This window comes from Actinomadura physcomitrii (assembly GCF_008923205.2).
Classification (GTDB): domain Bacteria; phylum Actinomycetota; class Actinomycetes; order Streptosporangiales; family Streptosporangiaceae; genus Spirillospora; species Spirillospora physcomitrii.
This window is the reverse complement of record NZ_WBMS02000061.1, coordinates 28,901-54,609: the sequence shown is the minus strand read 5'-3', so window position 1 is coordinate 54,609 and position 25,709 is coordinate 28,901. Positions and strand designations below refer to the sequence as shown.

Below are 25,709 nucleotides of genomic sequence, written 5' to 3'. Positions count from 1 at the left end.
CACGCGCCGGGTACGTCGGCGCGATGGGGTCGCGGCGCACCCACGACGACCGGCTCGCCCGGCTCCGCGAGGCCGGCCTCACCGGCGCCGAGCTGGCGCGGCTGCGCTCGCCGATCGGGCTGGACCTGGGCGCGCGGACGCCGGAGGAGACCGCGGTGTCGATCGCGGCGGAGCTGGTGCAGCTGCGCTGGGGCGGGTCGGGCCGGCCGCTCACCGACACCAGCGGCCGGATCCACGCCGGCGGCTAGCCGCGGGCTACCCTCGGCGGATGACCGCTAAGGTCGCCCGATTCGGTGTCACGGTCGTCGAGCCGGGCAGTTCTCCCTCAGGCGGCGGGCGGCTCGCCGTTCAGCGAAGAAGCGTTCGCGCAACGTGCGGGCCTCATCGGAGAGCCGCAAGCGCTGGAACGTCGCCCGCTCGTCCTCGAGCATCGTGTCGGCGTCGCCCGATCCGGCGCACTGGACGAGTCGGATCGCTTCCCCCGCGTTCGGGTGGATCCGGGTCACTGCGGTCGCGCGGGCGACGGCGTCGGACAGCACGTCCCTCGGATCCGCCGGCACGGGCTCTCGAAGCAGCGCGCGCTTGCCGATGACCTGCGAACGAGCACAGGCTCGGGAGAGCAGGTCCGCAGGCTCCGCGATCTCGTCGACCAGTCCCCGCTCGCGGGCGGTCACGCCGTCGCACCGGGAATCGCAGACGATCATGTCGAGCGCGGCCGCCCGCCCGATCGCACGTGGCAGGCGTTGCGTCCCGCCGGCTCCGGGGACCATACCGAGGGTGACCTCGGGAAGACCGAGGACGACCCGTGCCGTGGCCACGCGCGCGTCGCACGCGAGGGCCAGTTCGAGCCCGCCTCCGAGGGCGTGTCCGTCGAGTGCCGCGACGACGGGCACCGGCAGGGCCTCGATGGTTCTGATGACGGCGGGGAGTTGAGGCTCCGGTAGGACTTCCTCGTCGAACTCGGTCAGGTCGGAGCCCGCGATGAAGGTGTCATGGGCGCCCATGATGACGACCCCGACGGCGGCGGAGGCGGCCGCCCGATCCAGACCGGCGGCCAGCTGCCTGCGGAGACCGGCCGAACTGGCATTGACGGGCGGCCGGTCGAGTGTGAGGACGGCGACGTCCTCGATCAGGTCGTACCTCACGGCTGCGGCCATGGTCGGCTCTGTTGCGGGCAGGGTCTTCTCCTCAGACTGATCGGCCACCGGGTGCCTGCTTCATGCCTGGCTGACGTACTTGATGCGCTGGAAGGCCCGCAGCCCTTCGACGCCCCCTTCGGAGCCGAGTCCGCTCTCGCCGAACCCTCCGAAGGGAGTCTCCGGAAGCGAGGCCTGCCAATGGTTCACCGATACCGACCCCGCGTCGAGTTCGTCGGTGATCCGACGCACCGACCGCAGGTCGGTCGACCAGACGTAGGCGGCCAGGCCGAAGGGCAGCCGGTTGGCGGACCTGATCGCGGCGTCGAGGTCGGTGTAGGGCGTCGTCGCCGCCATCGGGCCGAACGGCTCGACATTGGCGATCTCCGCGTCGTCGTCCACGCCGGCGAGGAGAGTGGGGCGCCAGAAGAAGCCCGGCCGGTCGACGGCGGTCCCGCCGGCCGCGATCGTGACGTTCCGGTCCCGGGCGTCATGGGTCAGCCGCGCCATGGACCGCAGCCGTGCCGCGGTGGCGACCGGCCCCATCTGGACCTCTTCGTCGAAGGGGTCGCCCAGCCGCATCGCCTCGGCCCGTTCGGCGAATCTCGCGACGAACCGCTCGTGCAGGTCCGCGTGGACGTAGAAGCGGCTGGGGGAGGTGCAGACCTGGCCGGAGTTCCGCATCGCCGCGGTCACGGCGGTGTCGGCGACCGCGACGGGGTCGGCGTCGGGCAGCACGAAGACCGGTGCATAGCCGCCCAGCTCCATGGTCATGGCCGTCACCGTGGCCGCTCCTTGGGCCAGCAGGAGTTTGCCGACCGCGGTCGAACCGGTGAAGGTGGCCCCCTTCGTCAGGGAAGAGCCGAGAAGCCGCGCGCTCACCTGGGCGGGATCGCCGAAAACGATGTTGAGCACGCCGGGCGGCAGCCCGGCGTCGATGAAGGCCTGCCCCAGGTGCAGTGCCGCGGTGGGGGTCTCCTCGGCGGGCTTGAGCACGATCGTGCACCCGGCGGCGAGCGCGCCGCCGATCTTGCGGGCGGATGTGATCGCGGGTGCGTTCCACGGCGCGAAGCCGGCGATGGGCCCGAGGGGTTCGACCCGAGTGCTCGCGTGGACGCCGGGACTCCGGCCTGGGATGACGCGGCCATAGGCGCGCCGTCCCTCCTCGGCGGCCCATTCGATGTGCTCCGCGGCGGTCCGCGCTTCCGCCCTCGACTCCCGCAGCGGCTTGCCGAGTTCGCGGGAGACGGCGGCGGCGATGGTCTCCGACCGCTCGCGGACGAGCCCGGCGGCATCCCGCAGAATCTCGGCGCGCCGGAGCGGCGGCGTGGCACGCCAGCCCGCGAAGGCGGCGTCCGCCGCGTCCAGCGCGAGGTCGAGGTCGTTCTCGGTGAGGAGCGGCAGTTCTCCGAGGTCGCCTCCGGTGGCGGGATTCACCACGGTCACGGATCTCGAGCCGCTGCCGTGCGTCCATTTCCCGCCGATGAGGGAGGCCAGATCGGGGTCGCCGGTCATGATGCCTGGATACGCTCGAGGACGGGGCCGAGGTGCTGCATGAACGCGGCGTGGTCCTCGCTCATCGGGAAGTGGCCGAGACCGCGCATGATCACTACCTCGGCTCCTGGGATGATCTCGGCGAGCGCGAGCGTGTCCTCGGGCATGCAGGAGTAGTCGTACTCGCCGGTGAGCAGGTAGAGCGGACACCGCGTGGTGTCGATCCGGGCGAGGTCTTCGGCGTCGAGTGACTCGTCCTTGTAGAAGTGCAGGTCGCCCTTGAAGACCCCTGGCCCGCCCTGGGCGTAGTGCCAGAGCGTCTCCGCGCGGTCCTGGGCGGGGGCGGCCGGGCCTACCAGTCCGGACATCAGCGCGACGGACAGTTCGCCGCCGTGCACGTCCGGCCTGTGCAGGTACTCGCGGTCGTAATACGGGGCGACCGCGGCGCCGGACTGCAGGCCGATGAGGGCTCTGAACCTGTCGGGGTGCTCGCGGGCCAGCCGCAGGACGATGCGTCCGCCGATGGAGCAGCCCATCACCACCGGACGGCCCAGATCCAGGACGTCGCAGACCGTCAGCACCATCGCCGAGTAGTCGTCGGAGGTGAGGGTGTACTCGGCGTCCCGCCAGTTCGCCGGAACAGAGGAACGCCCGTGCCAGGGCATGTCGAACGTTATGACGCGGAACCGCGACGTGACGTCGGGATCGTTCAGGAGGTGGCGGTACTGGCGGCTGTCGGAGCCCGCCGTGTGCAGGCACAGCAGCGGGACGGGACCATCGCCGGCCTCCTCGACGTAGATCCGCGAGCGGCCCGCGGGGAGGTCCATGTGCACGTAGCGTCCGCTGATCGGCTCGACGAACGCGGTCATGACGGGATCCTCCTCGTGGCGACGCTGCGGGGCTTCTCCAGGACGTCCTTGATGTAGCGCAGGTGCGACATGAACAGGTGCGTGTCGCCTTCCACGGTCAGGACCCGCCGGCGGAGCAGCGCCATCAGGTCATGGTGGCCGGGCCGCGGCTCCGCTTCCCAGAACGCGTCCCATTCCTCTTGACCGGCCGACAAGCTCAGCCGAGTCTGCGCTCCGCCGGGCACCTCGGTGCCCGCTTCGGCGATGCGGCCCTGCTCGATGGTGAGGTACCACCGCTCGCCGCCCACGTCGATGCGGACCGTTCCTCGGACGAGGCGTCCCCGGCGTACGAGGGCCTCGTCCGCGTTCACCAGGTCCCGAAGTACTGCGGGTGTCATCGCTTCTCCTTTCCGTTTCCACCACTGCGGACGCGGACGACGGCGTCCACCACCACGACTCCCTCGCCGGCCGGACCGACCAGGACCGGGTTGAGTTCGGCCTCGACGACGTCGTCATCGTGGGCCAGTGCCGAGAAGCGCTCGATCAGGTCCGCCAGCGCTTCGAGATCCCCCTCGGGAGAACCCCGGAACCCCCGGAACGCGCCGAACGAGGACACCTCGCTCAGCATCTCCCGGGCCGACGCCCGGTCCACCGGCGCCATGCGCAGGGCACGGTCCCGGTGCAGTTCGGCCAGCACCCCGCCGGCGCCGACCAGGACGAGCGGTCCGACGTGCGGGTCGGTCCGGTAGCCGACGAGCACCTCACCGAGCGCGGGCCGCATCTCTTGGACGAGGACGTCGCGCACCTCGATGCCCACTGCGGCGACGGCGGACCGGATGTGCCGCGAGGCCGCCGCGACGCCGTCGGCGTCCTCAACGGCGAGGACGACTCCGCCGACGTCGGACTTGTGCGGCAGCTCGGCCGACAGTGCTTTGACGGCCACCGGATAGACCAGCCCGTCGGGCCCCGGCTCGCCGACGCGGACCACGGTGAACGGTGCCACCGGAACGCCGAGCGTCGACAGCCGCTCGTAGGAGCCGGCTTCGTCGAGTGCCGCACCCGGTTCGGAGGGCCGGCTTCCGGCCGAGTAAGGGGAGGGGCGCCTGCGCGCCAGCGCGGCGGCGACGACGTCGGCGCAGGACTCGGGGGTCCGGAACGCGGGGATTCCGGCGGTGGCCAGCATGGAGAGCGCCTCCGGCGCCTCGGGAACGACGAAGGCCGCAACCGGAAGGTCGCGGTCGGCACGTTCCACGAGCGGTGCGACGGCCAGATCGGGCCGGGACCGGGCGGAACTCCCGATCACCGCGATCAGCAAGTCGATCTCCGGAGCGCTCCCGAGGACGTCCAGCGCGGCCCCCATCACCTCCGGACGCGTGCCGGCCAGTGTCAGATCGACGATCGTGCCCTCTTCGGCCACGATCCCGGCATTGCTGAGCCTGCGTCGGGTCGCCTCGGCCGGGGCCGCGAGGGGGACTCCTCTCACCCCCAGCTGATCGACGACCATCGCCGCACCGCCCCCTGTCGTGGTGACGACTCCCACGCTCCGCGGCGAGGCACCCGGTTCGCGCGGCCCGACCCGTTCGAGCAGCGGCAGGGCCTCCAGAAGGCCTTCGAGCGTGGACACCCGGGCGACGCCGCAGTCGGCCAGGAACGCTTCGGCCACGTCGTCTTCGCCCGCCAGGGCGCCCGTGTGGGATTGTGCGAGCTCCGCCGCCGCCTCCGAACGGCCGAGCTTGTACGCGACGACGGGCTTCCCCCGATCGGACGCGGCGCGGGCGAACTCGCGCAGCCGGTCGGCATGCCGCAGCGACTCCAGGAAGAGCAGGTAGCCGGTGACCTCGTCGTCGTCGACAGTGGAGGCGCAGATCTCGCCGAGCGACAGGTCCGTCTCCCCGCCGGTCGACACCATCCTGGCGAAGCCCACTCCTCTGCCGCGGCCCCGGGAGAGCAGGGCGCCGAGCAGGCTGCCGGACTGCGACGCCACCATCACGCCCCCGGCGGGCAGATCCGGTTCGTTGAACGCGGCGTTGGCGGTCAGCACGAGCCGCCGGTACGGGTTCACCACGCCGAGGCTGTTCGGGCCGAGGATCCGCATCCCGTAGGAGCGCGCCGTCTCGCACAAGGCTCGCTCGCGTTCGACGCCTTCCGGCCCGCTCTCGGCGAAGCCTCCGCTGAGCACCGTGACCACCGCGATGCCGGCCCGCCCGCACTGCTCGACCGCCTGCGCCGTCGCCGCCGTCGGCGTCATCAGGAAGGCGTGGTCAGGCACGCCGGGCAGCTCGTCCAGCGAGCGGTACACCGAGTCGCCCGCGATCGTCCCGCCGCGGTGGTTGACGGGGTACACGTCGCCCCCGAATCCATAACGGCGGAGGTAGCCGAGCGGCCGAGAGGACGCCTTCACCGGGTCCGTGCTGGCGCCCACCAGGGCGACGCTGCGCGGCGCGAAGAGCGCCTGCGCGAGGGGCGCGCCTGTCAGCGGAGCCGGCGCGGTCCCCGTCATCGCGCGGCCCGCTGGCTGAACCGGCGCCCGAGAGCGTGCTCGGCGACGCGGTTCTTGAGGATCTCGACCGAGCCCCCCGCGATCATCCAGCCGCGAGTGCGGCGGAGGCAGTACTCGACGAGGCTCTCCTTGCTGTACCCCATCGCTCCCATCATCTGCATCGCCTCGTTGGCGGCACGGAACCCGGCCTCGTTGGCGGCGAGCTTCGCCACGGCCGTCTCGTAGGCGTCCGGCAGGCCCCCGCCGCGCGGCCGGGCGGCACGGGCCAGCAGCATCTGCGCCGCGTCGAGGGCGACCGTCACCTCCGCGACCTTCCACTGCAGTCCCTGGAACTCCGCGAGGGGACGCCCGAACTGCTCCCGCTCGAGGATGTGGGCCTTCGCCGTGTCGAAGGCGAGCCGTCCCACGGCGAGCGAACGCGCGGCGTTGCCCAGCCGCTCCACGTTGAAGCCGCTGATCTGGCGCTTGAAGCCGCCCGCCCCGAGCAGGACGTTCTCCTTCGGGATCCGGCAGTCCTCGAAGTAGAGCTGGGCCCAGCGCTCACCGCTCATGTACTCCGAGGGCTCCCCGAGCCTCAGTCCAGGCGCGCCCCGTTCGACGAGCACCGAGCCGATGCCGCCGACGCCGGGACCGAACCGCACGTAGACCAGGAACAGATCGGCGTCGACGCTGTGGGTCGACCAGATCTTCGTGCCGTTCAGCACGTACTCGCCGCCGTCCTCGGCCGCGCTGGTCGCCAGGTCGGTCACCGCGGAGCCGGCCTCCGGCTCGCTCATCCCCAGGGCGATCAGCTTCCGTCCGGCGAGCAGGTCCCCCAGCCAGCGCTCCTTCTGCGCGGTGGTGGCGTACTCGGCGAAGGTGCGAAGGGGGCCGAAGTTGCCCGCCTGGACGATGTCCGCGCTCTTCGGGCAGACGGCTCCCACCTCCTGGATGGCGATCACGGCGTCCATCAGGGTGCCGCCCTGGCCTCCGTCCTCCTCCGGCAGGGCGAGGCCGAGCAGTCCCTGATCGGCGAGCAACCGGGCCACGTCCCAGGGGAACGCGGAGTCATGAGCCCGCTCGAGAGCCCCATCGGCGAGGTGCTTCGCGGCGAAGGCTCGCACCGCCTCCGCGAAGTCTCGCTGCGCCTCATCGAGCTCGGTCAGCACGGCACCGCCCTCCTTCGTAATGTGTGGTATGCCATGCACTTGTATACAGGTCGGAGTGGCGGCAGTTCAATCGCCTCAGGACGACGAAGCGGGCCGGCGCTGCCCGTGAACGCTGTCGCTAAAATCGTGCTTCCGGGAGGTAATGATGACGATCGCAGGCCAGGAGGCAGGGCGTCCCCTGCATCTCCGGATCTGTGACGACCTCCTGACCGGCAGGCTCACCGAGCGGGACCGGCTGTCGGAGAACGCCCTCAGCGCCCGCTACGGCGTCAGCCGGACCCCGGTCCGGGAGGCGCTGGTCCGCCTCGAGCAGGACGGCCTGATCGAACGGAACGGCGCCACGGCCCGGCTGCGGATCCGGACCGCCGAAGAGATCAACGACATCTACCGGGCCCGCGCCTGGCTCGAGCAGGCGATCGCCGAGGACGCCGCCGACCGCCACGGGGAACTCGACCTGCTCCGCCTTCAGCACGCGCTCGAGGCCGGCGCCGAGCTCGACCCGGCGACGGCGTCCCCGTCCGACCTCATGGCGGCGAACCGGTTGTTCCACGACGCGCTCGGGCAGGCCGCCCACAACGCGGTCCTCCTCGACCTGCAAGGCCGGCTCACGATGCAGGTCGCGCGGCTGGCGGAGACGACCCTGAGCGCCCCCGGCCGCTGGCCGGCCGCGCACCGCCAGCACGCCGAGATTCTCGAACATGTCAGGGCCGGCCGGCGCGCCGACGCGGGACGCGTCGCACGACGGCACATGGACGACGCCAGGGATATCCGGCTGACCCTGTCGGTCCAGGCGCGTTGACCGGCCGGCCCACGCGGGTCACCCGGGATTCGTGGCCGACGGTCTCCGCAACCGGCGGATTTGGGCGCGCGTGTCGAGGGACTCGTCGCCCTCGAAACGCGGCGCCTGGGCGGCGAACGCGGCGGAGATCTCCAGCCAGCGTTCCTTCGCGAGCTCGATGACCGGCGGATGGGTGACGATGTAGAAGTCGCCCCGCCGGATGCCCTCCACCGCTCGGCGGCCGACCTCGTCGGGATCCATGCCGTGCTGCGCGCCGTCGCGGGCAGGAGTGATCGCGCCGCCGAAGCGTTCGGGACGGTTGCGGACGTTGCCGGCGAGGCGGGTGGCGACCATACCGGGGCACAGGACGCTGACGCCGATGTGGTCGGGCAGTTCGTTGCGCAGGACGTCGGAGAGGCCGAGGACGGCGTGCTTGCTGGCGGTGTACATCCCGGCGCCCGTGTGCGGCAGGCCGAGGCTGTTCTCCGAGCCGGTGTTGAGGATGTGCGCGGGCGACCCCTGCTCGACGAAGCGCCTGCCGAAGACCGAGCAGCCGTGCAAGACGCCTAGGACATTGACCTCCAGCACCCAGCGGGCGTCGCGCTCGTCGATGTCGACCACGCGCTTGATCGGTGGCAGCACGCCGGCGTTGTTGACCACGATGTCCACATGGCCGAAGGCGTCGAACGCCTGGTCGGCGAGAGCCTCCACGGCGGTTCGGTCGCTGACGTCGCAGTGCAGGCCCAAGGTCCGCACGTCGGCGGCCGCCAGTTCATCGGCCAGCGCTTCGGCGCCCTGAGCGTTGATGTCGGCGATGACGACATGGGCGCCGTGCGCGGCCAGCGCACGCGCGATGCCGGCACCGATCCCCTCGGCGGCCCCGGTGACCACCGCCACCTTGCCCTTCAGATCACGCATGAGGACTCCTCATCGCTTCGCATCGCCGGTCCGGTAGGGGAGGGTGAGCTCGTTGAGCCGTTCGAGAAGGCTTCCGTCGAGCGTGGTGTCGGCCGCCGCGAGCGTCGCGTCGAGCTGGTCGGGACGGCTTGCTCCGATGATGGGCGCGGTGACACCGGGTGTCGCCATCGACCACGCGACGGCGAGCGTCGGCAGCGCCAGGCCGGCTTCGTCGGCGACGCCGGCGAGGGTGTCGACGGTATCGAAGAGATGGTCGTTCCAGTAGCGCCTGCGGTAGACGTCCGCGGCTGTGCCGAGCGAGAACCGGCCGGTCTCAGGAGGCGGGCGAGTGCGGTCGTACTTGCCCGACAGCAACCCGCCGGCCAGGGGGTTGTAGGGGATCAGGCCGAGCCCCTCTTCGCGGCACAGGGGGAAGAGTTCCCGCTCGAACTGCCGGAAGAGCAGGTTGTGCCGAGGCTGGACGCTGTCGAAGCGGATCAGGCCGCGGGCCTCGCTGCGACCGATGGCCCGGGCCACCTGGTAGGCCAGGAAGTTCGAGCACCCGACGTAGCGGACCTTGCCCGAACGCACCAGATGGTCGAGTGCTTCCAGCGTCTCGTCGATGGGCGTGTCGGGGTCGCGGCCGTGCAACTGATAGAGGTCGATGTAGTCGGTGTTCAACCGGCGCAGCGAGGCGTCCACGGCGTCCAGGATGTGGCGCCTGCTCGCGCCCCTGTCCCACGGGGCAGGGCCGGTCGGGCCGACGCACTTGGTGGCGACGACGAAGCGGTCCCGGCGCCCGGCCAGCCACCGTCCGAGAATCTCCTCGGTACGGCCGACCGTTTCCAGCGAGCCCCCCAGCGGGTAGACGTCGGCGGTGTCGATGAACGTGACGCCGCCCTCGGCCGCCCGGTCGAGGATCGCGCGCGAGGCGTCCTCGTCGCACTGCAGGCCGAACGTCATCGTGCCGAGGCAGAGCCGCGACACCTTCAACCCGGTTCGCCCGAGTCGCACGTGCTCCATACGTTCCTCCGCCCTCACGGACTCGGAGATAATTTCTAAATAATACTCATTTGGTTGCCCGTCGGCGGAAGCCCCCTCTGGAGACTCCAGCGTGCCCCAGGCGGGACGGAGGAAGGCGAGAGATGACGACGGCCGCAGTCGGGGCCCTTCTCGTCCGGCGCTCGACCGAGACCCCGGTCGGCGGGCACTTTCCGGCGCTCGAGACACCAGAGCCGCTCGCCGGAGAGACGCGAGACTTCTTCCGTCCGCTGCTGACACATGGGGCGGCGCCCTCCGACACCGCCCGCAGAGCCGTGCTCAGTGCCACCAGGCGTCGAGAGCCTCGAGATGCCGGTGCATCCGATGGCGGGCGAGCGGCAGGTCGCCAGCGAGGACCGCCTCCAGGATCCGGTCGTGCACGTGGGCGACCATCGCGGTGGCCTCCGCCCGCTCGGACTCCGAACTCACCTGGCCGGTCGCGTGGTCCTTCCACACCGCGAAAAGGATGTGCAGGAACAGGACGAGGACAGGGTTGCCGGTCAGCTCGGCGAGCCTGATGTGGAAGTCGAAGGACAGATCGGCGACCTCGTCGCCGGGGGTGTCCGACCGGACCCGGTTCGCCTCGCGCAGCCGCTGGGCCAGCGCGGGGTCGAGCCGCTCGTTCAGCGTCTCCAGCACGCCGAGCTCGATGACGTCGCGGACGGTCCGCAGCTCCCCGGCGTCGACCCGCTCGTACTTCAGATAGACCGCCATCGCCTCGGCGCTCGCCGACGGGTCGGGCCGGGTGATGACGAGCCCGCCGTTCGGCCCCCTGCGCATGCGGGCCACCGAGTGGAACTCCAGCAGCCGGACGGCCTCCCGGAACACCGCCCGGCTGACGTCGAAACGCGCCTGGAGGGCGGCCTCCGAGCCGTAGATCTCCCCGACGCCCTTGCCGCTGGCCGCGATCTCGGCCATCAGCCTGCGCGCGACGGCTTCGGCGAGCTTCTGCTTGCCGTGCCCCACCTGAAGCTCGTCCTCGGACCCGACGGGACGGCTGCGGATGGGCTCCTGCCGAGTCGACAGGAGCCACTCGCGCATCGCGTCGAGATGCCGGACGGTCCGGTGTTCGGCCAGCATCGCGTTGCGGCCGACGATCGCGTCGGTGATCCGCTCGTGGGCATGGTCCGACGCCGCGGTCAGCTCCTTGACGGCGTCCTCGCCGGGCGGAGGGGGGATCCGGGCGTAGCGCTCCGTCAGCTGCACCAGCACGTCGACGAACAGCCCGAGGACCCGGTTGCCGCCGATCCGGCCGACGAGGACGTGCATGACGTTCCGCATGCCCTGGCTCAGGTCGCCGCGGGAGCGCTCCTCGGCCAGGGCGGCCCGCAGGTCTTCGATGTGCTCTTCGGTGAGGTTCTGAGCGGCGAGCCTGGCGGCCAGGGGTTCGATGAGCTTCCGCACCCCGAGCAGGTCCTCGATCGTGGTCCCGATGTGCTCGAGGTAGACCACGACGGCGTTCGTCAGCGGCCGCGCGTCGGGGGCCTGGACGATGAGACCGCCGTACGGCCCGCGCCGCATGAGAGCGAGACCGTGGTGCTCCACCAGCCGGATCGCCTCGCGGAGCACGGCGGGGCTCACGCCGAAACGCTCGAGGAGTTCGCTCTCGGAGGCGTAGACCGTGCCGACGGGCGGGGCGGCCTCCAGGAGTTCCTGCTCGAGCCGGCGCGCCACCCGCCGCGCGAGCTTCACCTCGTGCGGCCTGCCGCGGCTGTTGACGTCCCGGGCCGCCGACGGCGCCGGCCTGCCGGCCTTCGCTGTCACGTGGCGCTCCCTCCGCTTCCGGCCAACCAAGTATAGGAGACGCTTTCGTTCAGCCGCCCAACGCGCTCTGCGCGACACATAGCGCCGAAAAGTGATCTCCCAACCGTCCCCTGTTCTCCCGGTCATCGGGCTGATCCACGCGGACGGGAGCAAATGCACGGAACTTAGAGCACTGAGTGACATGCTCCGTTAAGAATGCACTCAATGCCCGTCGTGACGCCTTCCATGAGGCGAGCGGCGGGCCCGCACCTGAGCGGTGCACGGGCGCAACGGTCCTCTGTGCTGCTGCGCCGACATGATCGGCTTCGACATCGGCTCTCGTCCCGAGCGCCGGACGGGCGGTGCCGGCCGGCTCATAGAGGGAGAGGACGGTTCTCCACGACGCTTTTCATGATGAGCGTTGAGGTGAGGCGCTGGACGCCGGGGAGTGTGGAAAGGCGCTCGTCGTAGAGCTGTTGGAAGGCGGGCTGGTCGCGGATGACGACGCGTAGGAGGTAGTCGGGATCGCCGAAGAGGCGCTGGGCCTGCAGGACGTGGGGGATGTCGGCGACGGCCTGTTCGAAGGCGGCGATGGTGTCACGGTCCGCGCCGCGCATGGTGACGAAGACGAGGGCTTCGAAGGTGAGGCCGAGGACGGCGGGGTCGAGGCGCGCGTGGTAGCCGCTGATCGCGCCGGAGCGCTCAAGGGCGCGCAACCGGCGGTGGCAGGGCGAGAGGCTGAGACGAACCCGCTCGGCGAGTTCGGTGACGGTGAGGCGGCCGTCCCGCTGGAGCTCGGCAAGGATTGCGCGGTCTACGTCGTCCATGAGGCAGATCCTTCCCCATACCGGCCGCATGCGGGGAAGAACTTGGAAGCACATTTCCGTCAAAAGCCACTAATTTTCCCTCTCGGGACGTCAGATCCGCTGAGTCCTGGATGTGCGAAGGGGGTGCGAGGTCATGGCGATCGGCGCCGTCGCCGCGTTCTGGTCGGTGTCTTTGCTGTTCGTGCTGACACCGGGGGCGGATTGGGCGTACGCGATCGCGGCGGGGCTGCGGCATCGCACGGTGCTGCCGGCGGTGGGCGGGATGCTGGCCGGGCATCTGGCGGCCACCATGGTGGTGGCCGCAGGCGTCGCCGCGTTGGTGGAGCGCTCACCGTCGGTCCTGACCGCGCTGACGGTGGTGGGCGCGGCGTATCTGGTGTGGCTCGGGATCGGCGCGATCACCCGCCCCGCACAGCTGCGGACAGGCGCGGAAGAAGCGGCCGGATCCTGGGTGCGGCAGGCGGCGAAGGGAGCCGGGGTCAGCGGGCTCAACCCCAAGGTGTTCCTGCTGTTCTTGGCGCTGTTGCCGCAGTTCACCGATCCGGACGCGGCCTGGCCTGCGGCGATGCAGATCACGGCGCTGGGGCTGGTCCATGTGGCCAGTTGCGCCGTCGTCTACACCGGGGTCGGTACGGGGGCGCGCGTGGTCTTGGCCGCGCGCCCCACGGCCGCACGGGCGGTGACCCGCGTCTCCGGCCTGGCGATGGTCGGGATCGGCGCATTGCTGCTCCTGGAAAAGCTGATCACATAAATGAGCCCCCAACTGGTTAGGAGACTCCAGCAGGCCCTCGTTCACGGGCTGCGCCCTTCGGAACGACCAGATGCCGTCCTGGGCGGGCTGCAGAGGCTGTCCGACCTGACCCGGGAAGTGCTGCTACCCGTGTCCGGTTGATCTCCGCCGACTTCCATGCCACGCCCAGCGCCTGGGCCATGACCTGAACAGCGCGGCCCGGCAAAACGCGCGGTGGATTCTCAGCGACTTCCGACAGGCGTGTAGCGGCGAGAACCTGTCTCCTTGATGCCTGTCTCCAGCTTCGCTGGCGCGCGATGAATCGCCAGGTCGCTCGGCTACATTGGCGACATGAGCCAGGAGGATCTGCCGACGGTTGTGGAGACGCCGGCGCGGCAGGCCCGGTATGACCGAGTGATCGCTGCCGCGATCGAGATCCTGTCCGAAGAGGGGCAGGAGGCCGTGCAGATGAAGGACCTGGCGCAGCGGGCGGAGGTGTCGCTGTCGACGCTCTACCGGTACTTTCCCTCAAGGGATCACTTGCTGCTCGTCGTGGCGCTCTCCAAGTGCCAGGCGGCCGCCCGCCAGGTGTCCGCGGAGGTTCCGCCGGGTGACACGCCCCGCGAGCGAGTAGCCGCCTACCTGAAGCGGGAGTTCCTCGCCCAGCAGCGGAGCCAACGCCTCACCGCCGCGCTGGCAGCCGCGCTGGCAGGCGGCAGGCGAAGTCACAGCGCGATCATCGAGGCGGTCGAGCACACGCACATGCAGGTCGTACGTCATGTCGCCGCAGGCGGAGGCAGGCTGAGCGAGCAGCAGGAGAAGCTACTGACCGTCGTCCTTGACATTTCCGGCATGGCGACGCGGCGCTGGTTGGCCGGCCTCTATTCCGTCACCGACGTGGAGGCGCAGATCGAGATCGGTTGCCGGCTGCTTGAACTCTCCGACGACGTCATCGATGCCGAGCTAGAGCGGGTGGCACCCGATCCCGCGCTCACGCGCGGGAGATAGAACGCTCTTCCTCAGGATTTCCACGCGCAACCGGTTAATCGGTGCGTCGCGATCGACACCCGGGGTCGTCGAGTCGACCGGGTGCACTCTCGCTGATGATGTCCCCACCTGAGCTTCGTTGGCGCGCCGGCGAACGTTTCGCCTGGAGCGCCACCGATCGCCGTGATGGCCGCCTTGCCCTCCCCACCGTCGGAGCCGACAACCGCCGCGCGGGTCACCTCGGCGTCCAGAAGAGAACCCAAGACGCCCAATCCGGCGCGGGTCAGCTTGGCCGCCGAACCACCAGGCTCCCGGATCGTGTCCGAGCACTGCCTCCTCGCCAAGCGGCTGCTTGACGGGCTGCATGGAGTGTCTGCGTGTATGGAGTCCCACTAGCTTCCAGCGCGCCAACTGCGAGGCGGCCGACGAGGCCGGGCTCGTCGCGGCGCGCGTAATGCTGCCGATGGCCGCCGGCCGAGCTGTCGCCGCTCCATCGCTTCGCGGAGACCTGCTCCCCGCGGCTCGGACGTGGTTACGGAAATCTGCCTCTGGATCGATCGCTCGTACCGCCCCGATCCGACAGTGCAGGGCTCATCGCCGACCCCGGCACGGCTGACAGGAATGAGAGTCGGTTATGCTTTTTTGAGTGAGTGAACCACGGGAGGGTGCGGGTGTCATCAGACTCTGAAGGTGGGGAGGCTCCACGGATGCGGGTGACCGGGACGCTGCAGCGGGAGGCCTGGCTGCGCACGGAGATTCCGCCGGTGGAACGGGTCGTTCCCGGCGTCTGGTCGATTCCCGTGCCCATTCCGGGCAGCCCGCTGCGGTACGTGCTGAGCTATCTGATCGAGCATGCCTCCGGGTTCGTCCTCGTGGACCCGGGGTGGAATGCCCCCGTGAGCTGGCAGGCATTGACAGAAGGTCTTGCCGCCTGCTCGGTTCCGCTGAGCGCGGTGACCGCCGTGCTCGTTACGCACGTGCACCCTGACCACCACGGCCTGTCTGATGCGGTGCGCGGTCAGTCCGGCGCCTGGATCGGCATGCACGAACACGAGGACGCGCAACTCGCCAGGTTCGCCCGCCCGGACTGGAACGACTCCACCGCCCATTACATGCGCTGGTGCGGCTCCCCCGAGGAGCACATCAGGTGGATGACGGCCGACGGTTACGGCGGCGCCGCCGCGGCGATGGCCAGGGCCGACCGGTTGCTCGCGCACGGTGACCTGGTCGACGTGCCGGGAGTGCGGCTGCGTGCGGTCTGGACGCCCGGCCACTCGCCCGGTCACCTCTGCTTCCACGACGAGACGCACGACCTGCTGCTCACCGGTGATCACGTGCTGCCGCGCATCACACCCAACATCTCCGCCTCCCACCCGGACTCCGACCCGCTCGCCGACTACCTGGAGTCGCTGAAGGAACTGCGCAAGACAGCGGCGAAGGAGGTGCTTCCCGCTCATGAGTACCGGTTCGCCGGACTGGACGCCCGACTTGACGACCTCAGGGACCATCACATCGAGCGGCTGGAGGAAGCGGCGGTCATCGTCGGTTCCGCTCCCGGCCGGCATACGGCCTGGCAGGTGGCCAGGCGGGTGACGTGGTCCCGCCAGTGGAGCCAACTGTCCGCCGTCCAGCATCAAGCGGCACTGGGCGAAGTCGTCGCCCACTTGCGGCACCTGCAGTCACTAGGAACGGTCACGTGCGCCACTGTGAGCGGAGTCGGACTGTGGCAGTCACTGCCCCGGTCGGCCTGAAAGCCTAACAAGACGAGAAACCAGTTTGGCAATCGACTGTCAGTATGAGGCTCGACGGTGCAATCTCCTCCGGAGCGTGCAATGGCGCAATGTGCATGCGTGTTGCAGATGGCGGGCTCATCCTGGACGGTGTCGCGCCCTATCGGGATCTTCGACAAGGGCGGCGCCGCACTCGCGCTCCTCTACCGACTCGCCGGTGGCCGGAACCCACTGCACTCCGACCTCGCGGGCAACTTCCCACGGCCGATACTGCACGGAGTGTGCTCATACGGCAATGGCAGACGAGCGCCGCTGCACACTGTCCGCGGGGCTGATCCGGCTCGGTTCCTGTCGACGAAAGGCCGGTTCACTCGGCCGGTGATCCCCGGCGACAAACTTACGATCTCCATCTGGCCGACGGAAAAGCCGCGTAGATCGAACCACGAGCAACGGTACGCCGGTCCCAGACCGGGGCCGCCTGCACGAGTCAGCCGACCGACACTCACCACGAACACGGGAAAGAGGGACAGCACATGGGCGTCATCGACGGACGGGTAGCCATCATCACGGGCGGCGCGCGCGGTATCGGCGCGTCGATCAGCCGACTGTTCGCAGCAGAGGGCGCGTCGCTGGTCATCAACGACCTCGGCAGCGCGCCAGACGGTACCGGTGGTGGGGAAGGGCCGGCGAAGCAGATCGCCGAGGAGATCGCCGCCGGCGGCGGCACGGCCATCGCGGACGGTGGCGACATCGGCGACGTCGCAACCGGCGAGCGGCTCGTACGCACCGCCGTGGAGCAGTTCGGCAAGCTGGACATCGTCGTCAACGTGGCCGGAATCCTCCGCGACCGGATGATCTTCAACCTGACCGAGCAGGACTGGGACGAGGTGATCAGGGTCCACTTGAAGGGGCACTACTCCACGGTCCGCCCGGCCTCCGCCTACTGGCGCGAGCAGCGCAACCCCGGGGGCCACTACCGTGTCATCAACTTCACCTCAGTGTCCGGCCTCGACGGCTCGCCGGGCCAGCCGAATTACGCGGCGGCCAAGATGGGCATCGTCGGCCTCACCTACTCCCTGGCCCAAGGCCTGGCTCGCTATGGCGTCACCGCCAACGCGATCGCCCCCGGCGCGGCCACCCGGCTGACCGCCACCGTGCCGTCGGACAAGCGGGTGCAGCACGAGGAACGTCCCTCGGACGGGGACCTGCAGAGGTCCCCGGACAACATCGCGCCGGTCGCTCTGTACCTCGCCAGCGAGCGGTCGGACTGGCTGACCGGACGGGTGATCTCATCCGCCGGGTTCGAGGTGGGCCTGTATGAGAACCCGCAGATCATCAGGCAGCTCAGCGCCCCCGCGCCGTGGGAGTACGACCGGCTCGCCACGGCGATCGAGGGCAGCTTCCGCCCGGCGGCCAACGGCCTGCCGCGCAGCCTCTTCGCCAGCCAGCTCAGCACCGATTGAGGTTCTGTTGAGCCAGGCGACATCTGCTGGATGAACAAGCGCACGCGTCCCCCGGGCCAGGATGCGGGGAGATCAGGACTGGGCTCGGCATCCCGTGCAGCCCGCTCGACGGCAAGGTCGAGCGGGCTGCTGAGCCGCGAGCAGGGTTTTTCGATCATGCAGAGGCCGGCGAGCCGAGCGTGGTCGACCGGGCCGTACATGGCGTGCCGGTGAACCTCGCCGACACCCCAGGTCGGATTCGCCAACCGGCGCGTGGCCTTAGCCCGCACGAGAGAACTGTCGCACTGCGCGCACCCAAGGCCGCCCCGGTCAGTGCCCACGGCCTACCACGGTCTAGACACACATGCGTGCGATCCTTGAGCCCAGGACAAGAATCTCTTCTGGACGAGGAACACGGACACGTGCGAAAGGCGATGACCCCCACGACGCTCCCGGCCCCTGTGACTCCTTCGCAGCACGACCGCTACCAGCGCATGCTCCAGGCGGCCACAGCGATGTTGGCCGGCGGGGGCGAGGATGCGCTGCAAATGAAGGAGCTCGCCGAGCGCGCGGCTGTTTCACTGGCCACGCTCTACCGATACTTCCCGTCCAAAGACCACCTGCTTCTAGCGATCTCGCAGAGCAGATACGAGAACGCCCTGCGGCGCGTCCGTAGTGAGACGCCACAAGGAACCACGGTTCAGGAACGCGTCGCCAACCACCTGCTCCGCGAGTTCCGCGCAGCACAGCGCGACCAGCGGCTCACGACCGCCTTGAACAGAGTGCTGGGCGACACCCGGCCCGAGTACGCACCGATCATCTTGCAGACCCAGCAGCTCCACCTTCAGGTGATCGAGCATGTCGCGATGGCGGGCGGTCCGGTCGATGGCGAGCTGCGCCGCCGGCTCCGGATCGTGATCGACGTCTTCGTTGCCGCTGCGGGCCGGTGGCTGGCGGGGGTTTCCTCGGCCGCCGAGGCGCGATTCGAGATCAGGGTGGGCTGCTACCTGCTGCGCGAGCACCCCGAAAACGCCGCCCCCTGAAATTGGGCACAAGCCCGCATGGTTCGGACTGTCGGCGCCGGGTGCGGCTACCGTCTCAAGCGCCGCGGAAATCTCTCGTTGCCGCGCTTACGCCGCGCGGGACGCAACCGGCCCGCGAGTTGCAGACTCAGATTGGATTCCCCTTCTTACTCGATCACAAGTGTTGAAGAGACCATCCGGTGGTAGTGCTGCTGCCATGGCCGTATTCTGGTCGACCGGTCCGGTGGAGCTACCGGGTGCGGTGCGGTACACGCTGGTCACCGATGACTCGCCGACCGGCCGGTGGGATGTCTCCGTGGCTCTTCCGCAAGCCGGTTCACGGGCGGATTCCGGCCCGTTACCCGTGCTGTATCTGCTCGACGGTTTCCTGACGTTTCTGACCACGGCGCAGATCGCGCAGAACACGCTGGCCTTCTCTTTGGGGCAGCTGCGTCCCGTGGCCATCGTCGGCATCTCTCCGGCCATCGAAGACCGCGACGAGCTGTCCGCCCGACGTGCGCGCGACCTGACGCCGACCAGCGCGGCCGGCGGATACCACCAGGGCAGGACGCCTCACGGGACAGGAGGCGCCGACGCGATGCTCGACCTCATCAGCGAGGTGATCGCCCCTCGTGTCGAACCGGCGCATGGGCTCGACTCCGCCGACCGGGGGCTCGCGGGCTTCTCCCTGGGCGGGCTGTTCACCTGCTGGGCGCTGGTCCGCCGCCCGGAAGGGTTCCGCAGGTTCCTGGCGGTGAGCCCGTCGCTGTGGTGGGACGACCACCTGCTGCTCGATGACCGGCGAGCTCCCTTCGTCACCCGCGATGCCGGTGACGTTTACCTTGCCGTGGGCGAGCGGGAGGACAGCCCGGACCGGAGTTGGCCGGTCATGCCTGCTGCGATGCGACGTTCGCTGTCCGGACTCAACATGGTCGCCGACCTCGCCGCCTTCACCGAACGGCTGCGCGGCCGCCCGGAAGTCGACGTCCGCAGCGAAGTCATCCCCGACGAACAGCACGCGACCGTATGGCCGGGCGCCGTGACCCGTGGCCTGGTGCACCTGTACAGGAAAGAAGCGCAGGCCGCGTCGCGATCCGGCTCACTGAACCGGTAAGAGGCTGCGCTGGCACCGCTCCGAGTCGGAGCCGCCACCGGTCATGCGTGCGCCGTGCGTGCCGCCGTCCATGGCGGCTCGAACAGCGGCGCCGAGTCCAGGCCAGGTGACTCTTGCAGTTGCCGAACGAGAGGCGAATATAGGCCGCCGATTAGCAGCGCGTAGCCGGGCGGCGCTGTCGCAGACGGGGCGGATCTTCGTGCCCATGGGACGGAACCGTTCGTGCCGCCATCGGATCGAGGCGCCTGGCGGCGTTTCGGCGGTCGACCATCCGTGCGGCTTTCCGGTGTGCATGGTCAGACGCGCCGTGCTGCGTGGTCGCAGCAAAACCGGTTTGACAGCCATGCCGTCGCTACCCACCTGTCGAGAATGCTGAGGGGCAATCGGGTCGCGGTGTGTTCGGCATCCTGAGTGAGAGCGGCCGACTTAGGGTGACCCGGGTCGGCACCCGCGAGGTCGGCGCCGGCCAGACCGCCGAAGACGAGAGGCCCGCGGCGGCCGACGTCGAGCGCCGGTGTCCGCGTGGACGCCCCAGGGACCGGTTGGTACCGGGGGCGCGACAGCAACGATGGTGCGGCGCGGCAGCACGGATTTTCCAAGTGCCCTGCAGGTGCTGCAGCCGCGCAGGTGCCGGGTGGCTCGCTCGCACCATTGATCGCGTGCATCAGGCCGATCCGGTGACCGCCCGCGGTCAACCCAACCCCCAGGACAATGGTTCGTGGTGGGCGTCGGTCCGAAAGCTGTTCCATAGGGTGTTCTTGGGCAGAGGGAGCCACGGGAGCCAGTTTCGGGAGCCAATGCCCTCAGGCCTCCATCGACTCACCGCGACTTAGTCAGGATGTTTCTGCAAGTCAGCGGCTCCCCGTTCGACTTGGATCGGCCTAGATCGACTTCCCTTGATCGCTTCACACCGAAGAGGTCGCTGATTCGAACCCAGTATCGCCCACCCCAAGTTCCCGCAGGTCAGAGCACGTTTTGTTGTTGGCTTCAGCGGTTTTCGGCTGACCTCTTCGTAGTTTCGGGAGCCAATCGGGGAGCCGCTTCGCGATTCCCGAAGAGGTCACCCAGGCTCGCTCGGGACGGATGCGGTCGCTGACAGACCTCGTGAACGTGCAGCGCATCGGTTGCCGGCTCCTCTCGGGACCGCGCCACCGTCCGTGAAGTCTTGGCTGCGTGCATCCGCCAACACGACCCTGCCTCCACCATCAGATCCGAACGCGCCTTCTGCGGGGCCGGTTGTTCCGCGTCTCGCACTCTGCTCGGTTACGCGGTAGGACCTATCCCCGAGGCTTCCGAGTGCGACGGCGGTAGGGGCCGTTGGTGCCCGTGAACCCGAATGATCTGCTCACCGAGGGTGCTGCGATACGCCTGGCCGGCGGCAACGTCATCGGCTGAAAGACCGACGGGGCCTTGCTCATGCTCGGCGACGCCGGTCGGCGCCGCCAAGCGGCGCCGACCCGATCCTATGGTCAGGTCATCGAGGAGAGAGGGCGGTCAGGGTGCCATCCAGTTCTGCGCGTCGGTGTAGTTGCAGTCATAGGTTTGCAGTTGGGTTTTCAGGGTGGTGCTGGCGCTGGGGTCGTCGAGGCAGCGGTTGGCGTTGGGGTTCCAGATGATGCCGACGGAGTCCAGATGCCATTGTTGTTCTGGGCCGTTGTTGCAGGTCCAGAGGCCGGGGAAGGTAGCGAGGGATGGCGTCCAGGACCTCGACCTCGTCGTTGCGTCGGGCCCAGGCGAGCGCCGCTGAGACCGAGACCGGATGCAGGCTGCATCCGTAGAGGTTCTTCGGCGGGCGTCCCACACGGCGTGCATAGCGACGGGCCGCTCGCTCTCCGCCCAGGTAGTGCCAAGGAGACGTCTCGTGCCCGCCCCAGGGCGAGAGCCAATTGGTGAACGCTAGGAACACGATGCCGTCCGGACGCGTCACCCGGACCATCTCATCGGCCATCCGCCACGGGTCGGAGACGTGCTCCAGGACATTCGATGAAAAGCACACGTCAACGGAGCCCGTTCGGAACGGGAGGTCCAGCGCGCTGGCGACGAGCGCGTTCGCCGCTGGGGGACCGAGCGCCGTCAGCTCTTTCAGGTCGTGGTCGATGCCGGTGCAGCGAGCTCCGGCCGCGGTCATCGCGCGCGCGAACTCGCCGAAGCCCGTCTCCACATCGATGGCGGTCACGCCCTCCAGGGACGTGTACGAGCGGAGCTGCGCGATTGTGTCCTGCGCCATCAACTCGTAGAAGTAATCCGGGTCGGTTCGTTCTCGCCGGAAGGCGCTGAGCAATCGGACACACCGCAACAGCGTCGGGTTGTGGGCCTGGACGGTAGAGCGGGCCCGGTCGGCGCGGTTCCACTGGAGGTCCGCGCCGGTTGCCGGTCGATTCATAGGCAACCCCACGGGTCACGGCGGCGAGCACGTGCGGAACTCGCCGCCCGGTATTCGGCCGTAAGAGCCCATGGCCAGTCCCGTCTGGCAGGTGGCGTCATGATGGCCGTTCCGCCTGGAGCAACGTCCGCGGGCGAAAATGGCGAAAGTGATCCAGGTTGCAGAGTTTCAGCGATTTCCGTAATTGTAGAGTTCAGAGGACTTGGGTGTGCTCTGGTTCGCTTGGTGTACGACCGTAACGACACCACCCACGGCCAGGGCCAGTCCGAGAATACCGGCAATAAGATAGCTCACAGGCACCTCACTCGTTTCGGATTGCTGTCCCATCGCGATAACCGATACATAAAATAGCAACTGGGTGAGGCGGGCGTCCATCATGTGCAGAACAGGATTTTTGTCGCCGCGTACATGCCCTACGGCGCAACCGGTGCGTCCCGGTCACGCAAGGCTCGGGGCGGAACGCGCAGACGCCGAGTCGATCCTCCGGAGGAGCGTGACCGCGCGTTCCGTTGTTAGTCCGCCGTGAGCCCTTGGCCGGTCTTCCGAAGCAATGATGGCGCCTCCTGTCTGCCGGTGATGCAAGACGTCGGAGCCGCTCGGGACTACTGGTCAAAGTAGCGATGAGACCGTTCCGGTACTGCGATTTTTGGCGGCGTGAATAGTGTTTTCGCGGCTTGCGACATGAATCTTCGCTGCGCGGTCTCGGACCGCCGGACGGCGTGAGTAGCCGCCCCTCGTGCAGCGGATCCGCCCTGGCCGCCTCCTCCTCGGCTGAGGGGCGGCCGCAGGAGAGCACCCCCTCCTCCGCAGGAAGGGACCGGTGGCGAAACCCGAACACGTCCATGGCTCCCACGGCCGGCCGCGCACGCGCCCCATCCGCCGTCGGATCGGCCTGCTGCTGGTCGTCCCGCTGGCCTCGCTGGTGGCGATCTGGTCGTTCTCCGCGGTCACGGCGCTGACCTCCGCGCTGCACCGGCTCGACTTCGGCACCGCCTACGACCGGGTCGGCGGCCCCGCCGGCACCATGATCGGCGCGGTCCAGGCGGAGCGCGCCGCCGCCGTGACGGCGCTGAGGACGCGGAGCGGCGAGGACCTCAAGCCCTTCCGGGACGCCGGTCCGAAGACCGACGCGTCCATCGGCGCCTTCCGGTCCCAGACGCTGTCGTTGAAGGCGGGCGCGTTGAAGGGGGCGATGGCGCAGCGGCTGCAGGAGCTCAACGCGTCCCTCGACGGCCTCCGCGCGCTGCGCCCGAAGATCGCCTCGGGCAGGACGGCGCCGCTGGAGGTGATCGAGGGCTACAGCCGCGTCATCGACTCGACCGACCGGCTGGAGACCACGCTGTCGAGCATCGACGACATCGGTGTCTACCAGCAGGCGGTCTCGCTCCTGCAGATCTACTGGGCCGGCGACTTCATGCAGCGCGAGGACCAGCTGCTCAGCAGTGTGCGCGCCGGCCGCCTGACCGCCGGCGACCGGGCCGCTTTCGCCAGGTGGGCGGGCGCTCGGGAGCAGTACTTCGACCTCGGCGGCAAGGGCGTCGAACCGGACATCGCCTCGCCCCTGCGGCAGCTGACGGGTTCCCCGTCGTTCGCCTCTTACCTGGCCATGGAGAGCGGGGTCGTCGAGCACAGAACGTTCCCGGACCCGAAGGCCTGGCGTTCGGCGACCGCGACTCTGTCGCCGTTGTGGGTGCAGGTGGCGCAGAAGGGCGGCGAGGCGCTGCGCCGCACGCGGATCGAGCCGATCGAGCACGGCATCCTGCTTGCCGCTGCCTCCCACCCGCCTCGGCCTAGAGTTCCGCACGGGATGGGCGGGGGAAAGCGACTGGGACATCGGAATTCGTTCGTCTCGCCGGAAAGACGACTCTGTGCGTCAGTCGGGTAATCGACAGCAACCCGCTGGCGGTGGCTGTGGTTGACGGGCGTTGACGCGCAGCGTGGCGGTCCGAGCGGTGGGCCGGGGCTGGCCATGGCGGCGAGCCCGAGGGGGGACGACTACTGAGCGCTACGTCTGCCATGGGGGCCGGGATGTCAATCGTGGGGGATCGTAACTGACTTGATCTTCCTTGACGTGCGCTGTATCGCGTGAAAGAACTGTGCCTGACCTGCGGCGATGCCGGAAGGCCGGGTAGCCGGGGCATGATCGGTCGTGTTCACACCGAAGAGGTCACTGGTTCGAACCCAGTATCGCCCACCCCGTTTTAGCAGGTCAGCAAGGGTCTCGGAGATCATTCCGGGACCTTTTTCGATCTTCAGGCCCGCCCGGGAGCCAAACGGGGAGCCACCGCTCCCAGACCTACGCCGACTCGCTCCGACCGAAGACCGTGTTCATGGCCTCGGCTCCCTGGGTGATGACCGGCCTGAGCTGGTGCCGGTACACCTTCTCGGTCACGGCCGTCCCCGCGTGCCCGACCAGGTCGGCGATCGTCTCCAGGGGCACCCCGCTGTCACTCATGATCGAGACGAACGAGTGACGGAGTTCCCGGGGAGTCCAGTCTTCCCCGATCCCGGCCTTCGAGGTGATCCGCCGGAAGACCGCGCCGCACATTGGCGGCATCCAGCGCCGTCCCGACCCCCGTGCAGAAGACCAGGTTGTTGTCCTGCCAGAGCTCGGCACTGAGCCGCTGGACGGCCTGCCGCGTGTGGTGCTTGCGAAGAGCCTCCGCGGCCTGCGCAGGCAGCTCGAGAGTCCGACGAGACTTCTTGGTCTTGGTGTCACCGTGTCTTCACACCGACCGCCAGACATAGAGAGCGAACCTGTCATGGTCGAAGCCGGCCTCACCGACAGGCCGCCAGGCGTCCGCCTCCTCGTCCCACGCGACGACGTGATTCCACTGAAGAGCTCGCGCTTCTTCGGTGCGGATGCCGGCCATGAGGCTGAGCACCACGTAGGCGTGCAGCCGGGATGACTTGGCTGCGTCGAGGACGGCCATGGCCTGGGGGAGTGTGAGCGCCTTGCTCGGCCGCCCGGTCTTCCCCTTGGGCGTGGTGACCAGCTCGGCCACGTTCCGTGTGACCCGGTCCCGTGCCTGCGCCTGTCGGATCGAGCGCTTGAGGATCGCATGGATGCTCTGCAGGGTGCGGGTGGACAGCTTGTCCCTGAGGCCGTCGAGCCACTCGTCGACGTCGTCGGCGCGCAGCTCCGTGAGCTTGGCCTTGCCGATGAGGGGGATGACGTGCTTGTCGGCGAGGATGCGGTTGGTCGTGACCGTGCCGGCGTCTCGGCCCTTGAGCCCCTTGGTCAGCCAGTCCTCGACGGCGTCGGCCACCGTGTAGTTCGCGAGTGTCTTGACGCCGGCTTCGAGCTCCTTGGCTGCTTTGATGAGCTTGTCGCGGACCTCGGTCTTGGTCTTCCCCTTCCGCTTGAGTCGCTTGCGCTTGCCGTTCGAGGCGAACCCGAGCGAGATGGCGCCGGTCCACCCGTCACCCTCCTCGTAGATCGACCCCTCGTACTTACCAATCATGATCTTTGCCAATGAACTCCTCCTCGGTCCGTTGAGGGACGTCGCGGTCGATTCGGGGCATCCGAGCCGCGAACGGTCCCGCGGTGTCGCGCCAGAGCGGCCAGCGCTCTTGACGACGCGAACCAAGCATGCTACTGCACAAAGTAATGCAATCTTTACCCAGCGTCACAGCGCGGTGTGTCGCCCGGGGGAAATGTTGATCTACAACGTAAAGGCTCACGGTCGGAGATGCCTGTCGCCACCAGTGCGAACTCGACTGCTACGCCCGGATGTGTCCTGACCCAGTTCGCGGTGCCGACACCTTGCTGAGTTGCTGCGCCGTCACGCACAGCAACTCCTTGCTTGCCTGCTGGCTCCAGGCGTCCGTGGCCACCCTGGAGCGACCGCGGACGCAGGCGGGGGCGGGGGTTGTCGGGCTGTTCTTG

At 69.1% G+C, this 25,709-nt stretch carries 24 protein-coding genes and 1 pseudogene; 10 read left to right on the top strand and 15 right to left on the bottom strand.

What is annotated here, in order from left to right; genetic code table 11:
• Positions 1-248: XdhC family protein (locus tag F8568_RS43140; RefSeq protein WP_160573973.1), on the top strand; the 248-nt coding region annotated here is incomplete at its 5' end.
• A 48-nt stretch (positions 249-296) separates the two neighbouring features.
• On the opposite strand, the gene F8568_RS43135 is transcribed toward F8568_RS43140, so the two are convergent.
• Genes F8568_RS43135 through F8568_RS43110 form a run of 6 tightly spaced genes read right to left on the bottom strand, consistent with a single transcriptional unit; the run spans position 297 to position 7,126 of the window.
• Positions 297-1,157, bottom strand: a complete 861-nt coding sequence (locus tag F8568_RS43135; protein ID WP_236010058.1) for an enoyl-CoA hydratase/isomerase family protein — start codon at positions 1,155-1,157, stop codon at positions 297-299.
• Positions 1,158-1,217: 60 nt separating this feature from the next.
• The gene (locus F8568_RS43130; protein WP_151599946.1) at positions 1,218-2,651 is read right to left on the bottom strand and encodes an aldehyde dehydrogenase family protein; all 1,434 of its coding nucleotides are present in this window, start codon (positions 2,649-2,651) and stop codon (positions 1,218-1,220) included.
• Entirely contained in the window at positions 2,648-3,499 is an 852-nt protein-coding gene (locus F8568_RS43125) for an alpha/beta fold hydrolase (RefSeq protein WP_151599945.1), read from the bottom strand. Before F8568_RS43125 ends, F8568_RS43130 begins: the two co-directional genes overlap by 4 nt.
• Complete coding sequence (locus F8568_RS43120) at positions 3,496-3,876, bottom strand: hypothetical protein (RefSeq protein WP_151599944.1); 381 nt, start codon at positions 3,874-3,876, stop codon at positions 3,496-3,498. Before F8568_RS43120 ends, F8568_RS43125 begins: the two co-directional genes overlap by 4 nt.
• Entirely contained in the window at positions 3,873-5,978 is a 2,106-nt protein-coding gene (locus tag F8568_RS43115) for an acetate--CoA ligase family protein (RefSeq protein WP_151599943.1), read from the bottom strand. Before F8568_RS43115 ends, F8568_RS43120 begins: the two co-directional genes overlap by 4 nt.
• On the bottom strand, positions 5,975-7,126 hold the full coding sequence (locus F8568_RS43110; protein ID WP_151599942.1) for an acyl-CoA dehydrogenase family protein: 1,152 nt from the start codon (positions 7,124-7,126) through the stop codon (positions 5,975-5,977). Before F8568_RS43110 ends, F8568_RS43115 begins: the two co-directional genes overlap by 4 nt.
• A gap of 142 nt (positions 7,127-7,268) precedes the next feature.
• Here F8568_RS43110 and F8568_RS43105 point away from each other — a divergent pair, with 142 nt between their 5' ends.
• The gene (locus F8568_RS43105; RefSeq protein ID WP_151599941.1) at positions 7,269-7,925 is read left to right on the top strand and encodes a GntR family transcriptional regulator; all 657 of its coding nucleotides are present in this window, start codon (positions 7,269-7,271) and stop codon (positions 7,923-7,925) included.
• A gap of 18 nt (positions 7,926-7,943) precedes the next feature.
• On the opposite strand, the gene F8568_RS43100 is transcribed toward F8568_RS43105, so the two are convergent.
• The 4 genes from F8568_RS43100 to F8568_RS43085 all read right to left on the bottom strand — a co-directional run bounded on the left by F8568_RS43100 (position 7,944) and on the right by F8568_RS43085 (position 12,412).
• The gene (locus F8568_RS43100) at positions 7,944-8,822 is read right to left on the bottom strand and encodes an SDR family NAD(P)-dependent oxidoreductase (RefSeq protein ID WP_151599940.1); all 879 of its coding nucleotides are present in this window, start codon (positions 8,820-8,822) and stop codon (positions 7,944-7,946) included.
• A gap of 9 nt (positions 8,823-8,831) precedes the next feature.
• Complete coding sequence (locus F8568_RS43095; protein WP_151599939.1) at positions 8,832-9,824, bottom strand: aldo/keto reductase; 993 nt, start codon at positions 9,822-9,824, stop codon at positions 8,832-8,834.
• A gap of 297 nt (positions 9,825-10,121) precedes the next feature.
• Entirely contained in the window at positions 10,122-11,606 is a 1,485-nt protein-coding gene (locus tag F8568_RS43090) for a FadR/GntR family transcriptional regulator (RefSeq protein WP_202126042.1), read from the bottom strand.
• 353 nt (positions 11,607-11,959) lie between these two features.
• Positions 11,960-12,412 (bottom strand): Lrp/AsnC family transcriptional regulator, encoded by a 453-nt coding sequence (locus F8568_RS43085; protein WP_151599937.1) that lies wholly within the window; start codon positions 12,410-12,412, stop codon positions 11,960-11,962.
• A 133-nt stretch (positions 12,413-12,545) separates the two neighbouring features.
• Between F8568_RS43085 and F8568_RS43080 the strand changes: the two genes are divergently transcribed.
• From F8568_RS43080 to F8568_RS43050, 7 genes are all read left to right on the top strand, one after another.
• Positions 12,546-13,163: a LysE family translocator gene (locus F8568_RS43080; RefSeq protein WP_151599936.1), complete on the top strand. Its 618-nt coding sequence runs from the start codon at positions 12,546-12,548 to the stop codon at positions 13,161-13,163.
• 330 nt (positions 13,164-13,493) lie between these two features.
• Positions 13,494-14,150 carry a TetR/AcrR family transcriptional regulator gene (locus tag F8568_RS43075; RefSeq protein WP_151599935.1) on the top strand — a complete coding sequence of 219 codons (657 nt, stop codon included), beginning with the start codon at positions 13,494-13,496 and terminating at the stop codon, positions 14,148-14,150.
• A 692-nt stretch (positions 14,151-14,842) separates the two neighbouring features.
• Positions 14,843-15,880: an MBL fold metallo-hydrolase gene (locus F8568_RS43070; protein ID WP_160573972.1), complete on the top strand. Its 1,038-nt coding sequence runs from the start codon at positions 14,843-14,845 to the stop codon at positions 15,878-15,880.
• Between the two features lie 81 nt (positions 15,881-15,961).
• Positions 15,962-16,417: a MaoC/PaaZ C-terminal domain-containing protein gene (locus F8568_RS43065; protein WP_151599933.1), complete on the top strand. Its 456-nt coding sequence runs from the start codon at positions 15,962-15,964 to the stop codon at positions 16,415-16,417.
• On the top strand, positions 16,393-17,322 hold the full coding sequence (locus F8568_RS43060; protein WP_151599932.1) for an SDR family NAD(P)-dependent oxidoreductase: 930 nt from the start codon (positions 16,393-16,395) through the stop codon (positions 17,320-17,322). The genes F8568_RS43065 and F8568_RS43060 overlap by 25 nt, the downstream gene beginning before the upstream one ends.
• Before the next feature lie 413 nt (positions 17,323-17,735).
• Complete coding sequence (locus F8568_RS43055) at positions 17,736-18,344, top strand: TetR/AcrR family transcriptional regulator (RefSeq protein ID WP_151599931.1); 609 nt, start codon at positions 17,736-17,738, stop codon at positions 18,342-18,344.
• Between the two features lie 196 nt (positions 18,345-18,540).
• Positions 18,541-19,437, top strand: coding sequence for an alpha/beta hydrolase (locus F8568_RS43050; RefSeq protein ID WP_151599930.1), 897 nt, complete (start codon positions 18,541-18,543; stop codon positions 19,435-19,437).
• A 1,494-nt stretch (positions 19,438-20,931) separates the two neighbouring features.
• On the opposite strand, the gene F8568_RS51360 is transcribed toward F8568_RS43050, so the two are convergent.
• The 3 genes and pseudogenes from F8568_RS51360 to F8568_RS43040 form a co-directional block, all read right to left on the bottom strand.
• Complete coding sequence (locus F8568_RS51360) at positions 20,932-21,249, bottom strand: ricin-type beta-trefoil lectin domain protein (RefSeq protein WP_407924520.1); 318 nt, start codon at positions 21,247-21,249, stop codon at positions 20,932-20,934.
• A 70-nt stretch (positions 21,250-21,319) separates the two neighbouring features.
• A pseudogene (locus F8568_RS51355) lies at positions 21,320-21,664 on the bottom strand (class I SAM-dependent methyltransferase); the annotation flags it as partial.
• Positions 21,665-21,988: 324 nt separating this feature from the next.
• Complete coding sequence (locus F8568_RS43040) at positions 21,989-22,198, bottom strand: hypothetical protein (protein WP_151599928.1); 210 nt, start codon at positions 22,196-22,198, stop codon at positions 21,989-21,991.
• A gap of 442 nt (positions 22,199-22,640) precedes the next feature.
• Between F8568_RS43040 and F8568_RS43035 the strand changes: the two genes are divergently transcribed.
• Positions 22,641-23,705, top strand: coding sequence for a nitrate- and nitrite sensing domain-containing protein (locus F8568_RS43035; protein ID WP_151599927.1), 1,065 nt, complete (start codon positions 22,641-22,643; stop codon positions 23,703-23,705).
• 411 nt (positions 23,706-24,116) lie between these two features.
• On the opposite strand, the gene F8568_RS47375 is transcribed toward F8568_RS43035, so the two are convergent.
• Together F8568_RS47375 and F8568_RS47370 are read right to left on the bottom strand one after the other, a co-directional pair.
• The gene (locus F8568_RS47375) at positions 24,117-24,368 is read right to left on the bottom strand and encodes a tyrosine-type recombinase/integrase (RefSeq protein ID WP_202126041.1); all 252 of its coding nucleotides are present in this window, start codon (positions 24,366-24,368) and stop codon (positions 24,117-24,119) included.
• Between the two features lie 178 nt (positions 24,369-24,546).
• Complete coding sequence (locus F8568_RS47370) at positions 24,547-25,296, bottom strand: site-specific integrase (protein WP_202126040.1); 750 nt, start codon at positions 25,294-25,296, stop codon at positions 24,547-24,549.
• Between the last annotated feature and the right edge of the window lie 413 nt (positions 25,297-25,709).

Bases quoted from the DNA above. Each gene is read 5' to 3' on its own strand.
- F8568_RS43135 (WP_236010058.1), bottom strand. From the start codon at position 1,157: ATGGCCGCAGCCGTGAGGTACGACCTGATCGAGGACGTCGCCGTCCTC.
- F8568_RS43130 (WP_151599946.1), bottom strand. From the start codon at position 2,651: ATGACCGGCGACCCCGATCTGGCCTCCCTCATCGGCGGGAAATGGACG.
- F8568_RS43125 (WP_151599945.1), bottom strand. From the start codon at position 3,499: ATGACCGCGTTCGTCGAGCCGATCAGCGGACGCTACGTGCACATGGAC.
- F8568_RS43120 (WP_151599944.1), bottom strand. From the start codon at position 3,876: ATGACACCCGCAGTACTTCGGGACCTGGTGAACGCGGACGAGGCCCTC.
- F8568_RS43115 (WP_151599943.1), bottom strand. From the start codon at position 5,978: ATGACGGGGACCGCGCCGGCTCCGCTGACAGGCGCGCCCCTCGCGCAG.
- F8568_RS43105 (WP_151599941.1), top strand. From the start codon at position 7,269: ATGATGACGATCGCAGGCCAGGAGGCAGGGCGTCCCCTGCATCTCCGG.
- F8568_RS43100 (WP_151599940.1), bottom strand. From the start codon at position 8,822: ATGCGTGATCTGAAGGGCAAGGTGGCGGTGGTCACCGGGGCCGCCGAG.
- F8568_RS43095 (WP_151599939.1), bottom strand. From the start codon at position 9,824: ATGGAGCACGTGCGACTCGGGCGAACCGGGTTGAAGGTGTCGCGGCTC.
- F8568_RS43085 (WP_151599937.1), bottom strand. From the start codon at position 12,412: ATGGACGACGTAGACCGCGCAATCCTTGCCGAGCTCCAGCGGGACGGC.
- F8568_RS43080 (WP_151599936.1), top strand. From the start codon at position 12,546: ATGGCGATCGGCGCCGTCGCCGCGTTCTGGTCGGTGTCTTTGCTGTTC.
- F8568_RS43075 (WP_151599935.1), top strand. From the start codon at position 13,494: ATGAGCCAGGAGGATCTGCCGACGGTTGTGGAGACGCCGGCGCGGCAG.
- F8568_RS43065 (WP_151599933.1), top strand. From the start codon at position 15,962: ATGGCGCAATGTGCATGCGTGTTGCAGATGGCGGGCTCATCCTGGACG.
- F8568_RS43060 (WP_151599932.1), top strand. From the start codon at position 16,393: ATGGGCGTCATCGACGGACGGGTAGCCATCATCACGGGCGGCGCGCGC.
- F8568_RS43055 (WP_151599931.1), top strand. From the start codon at position 17,736: ATGACCCCCACGACGCTCCCGGCCCCTGTGACTCCTTCGCAGCACGAC.
- F8568_RS43050 (WP_151599930.1), top strand. From the start codon at position 18,541: ATGGCCGTATTCTGGTCGACCGGTCCGGTGGAGCTACCGGGTGCGGTG.
- F8568_RS51360 (WP_407924520.1), bottom strand. From the start codon at position 21,249: ATGCACGCCGTGTGGGACGCCCGCCGAAGAACCTCTACGGATGCAGCC.
- F8568_RS43040 (WP_151599928.1), bottom strand. From the start codon at position 22,198: ATGATGGACGCCCGCCTCACCCAGTTGCTATTTTATGTATCGGTTATC.
- F8568_RS47375 (WP_202126041.1), bottom strand. From the start codon at position 24,368: ATGTGCGGCGCGGTCTTCCGGCGGATCACCTCGAAGGCCGGGATCGGG.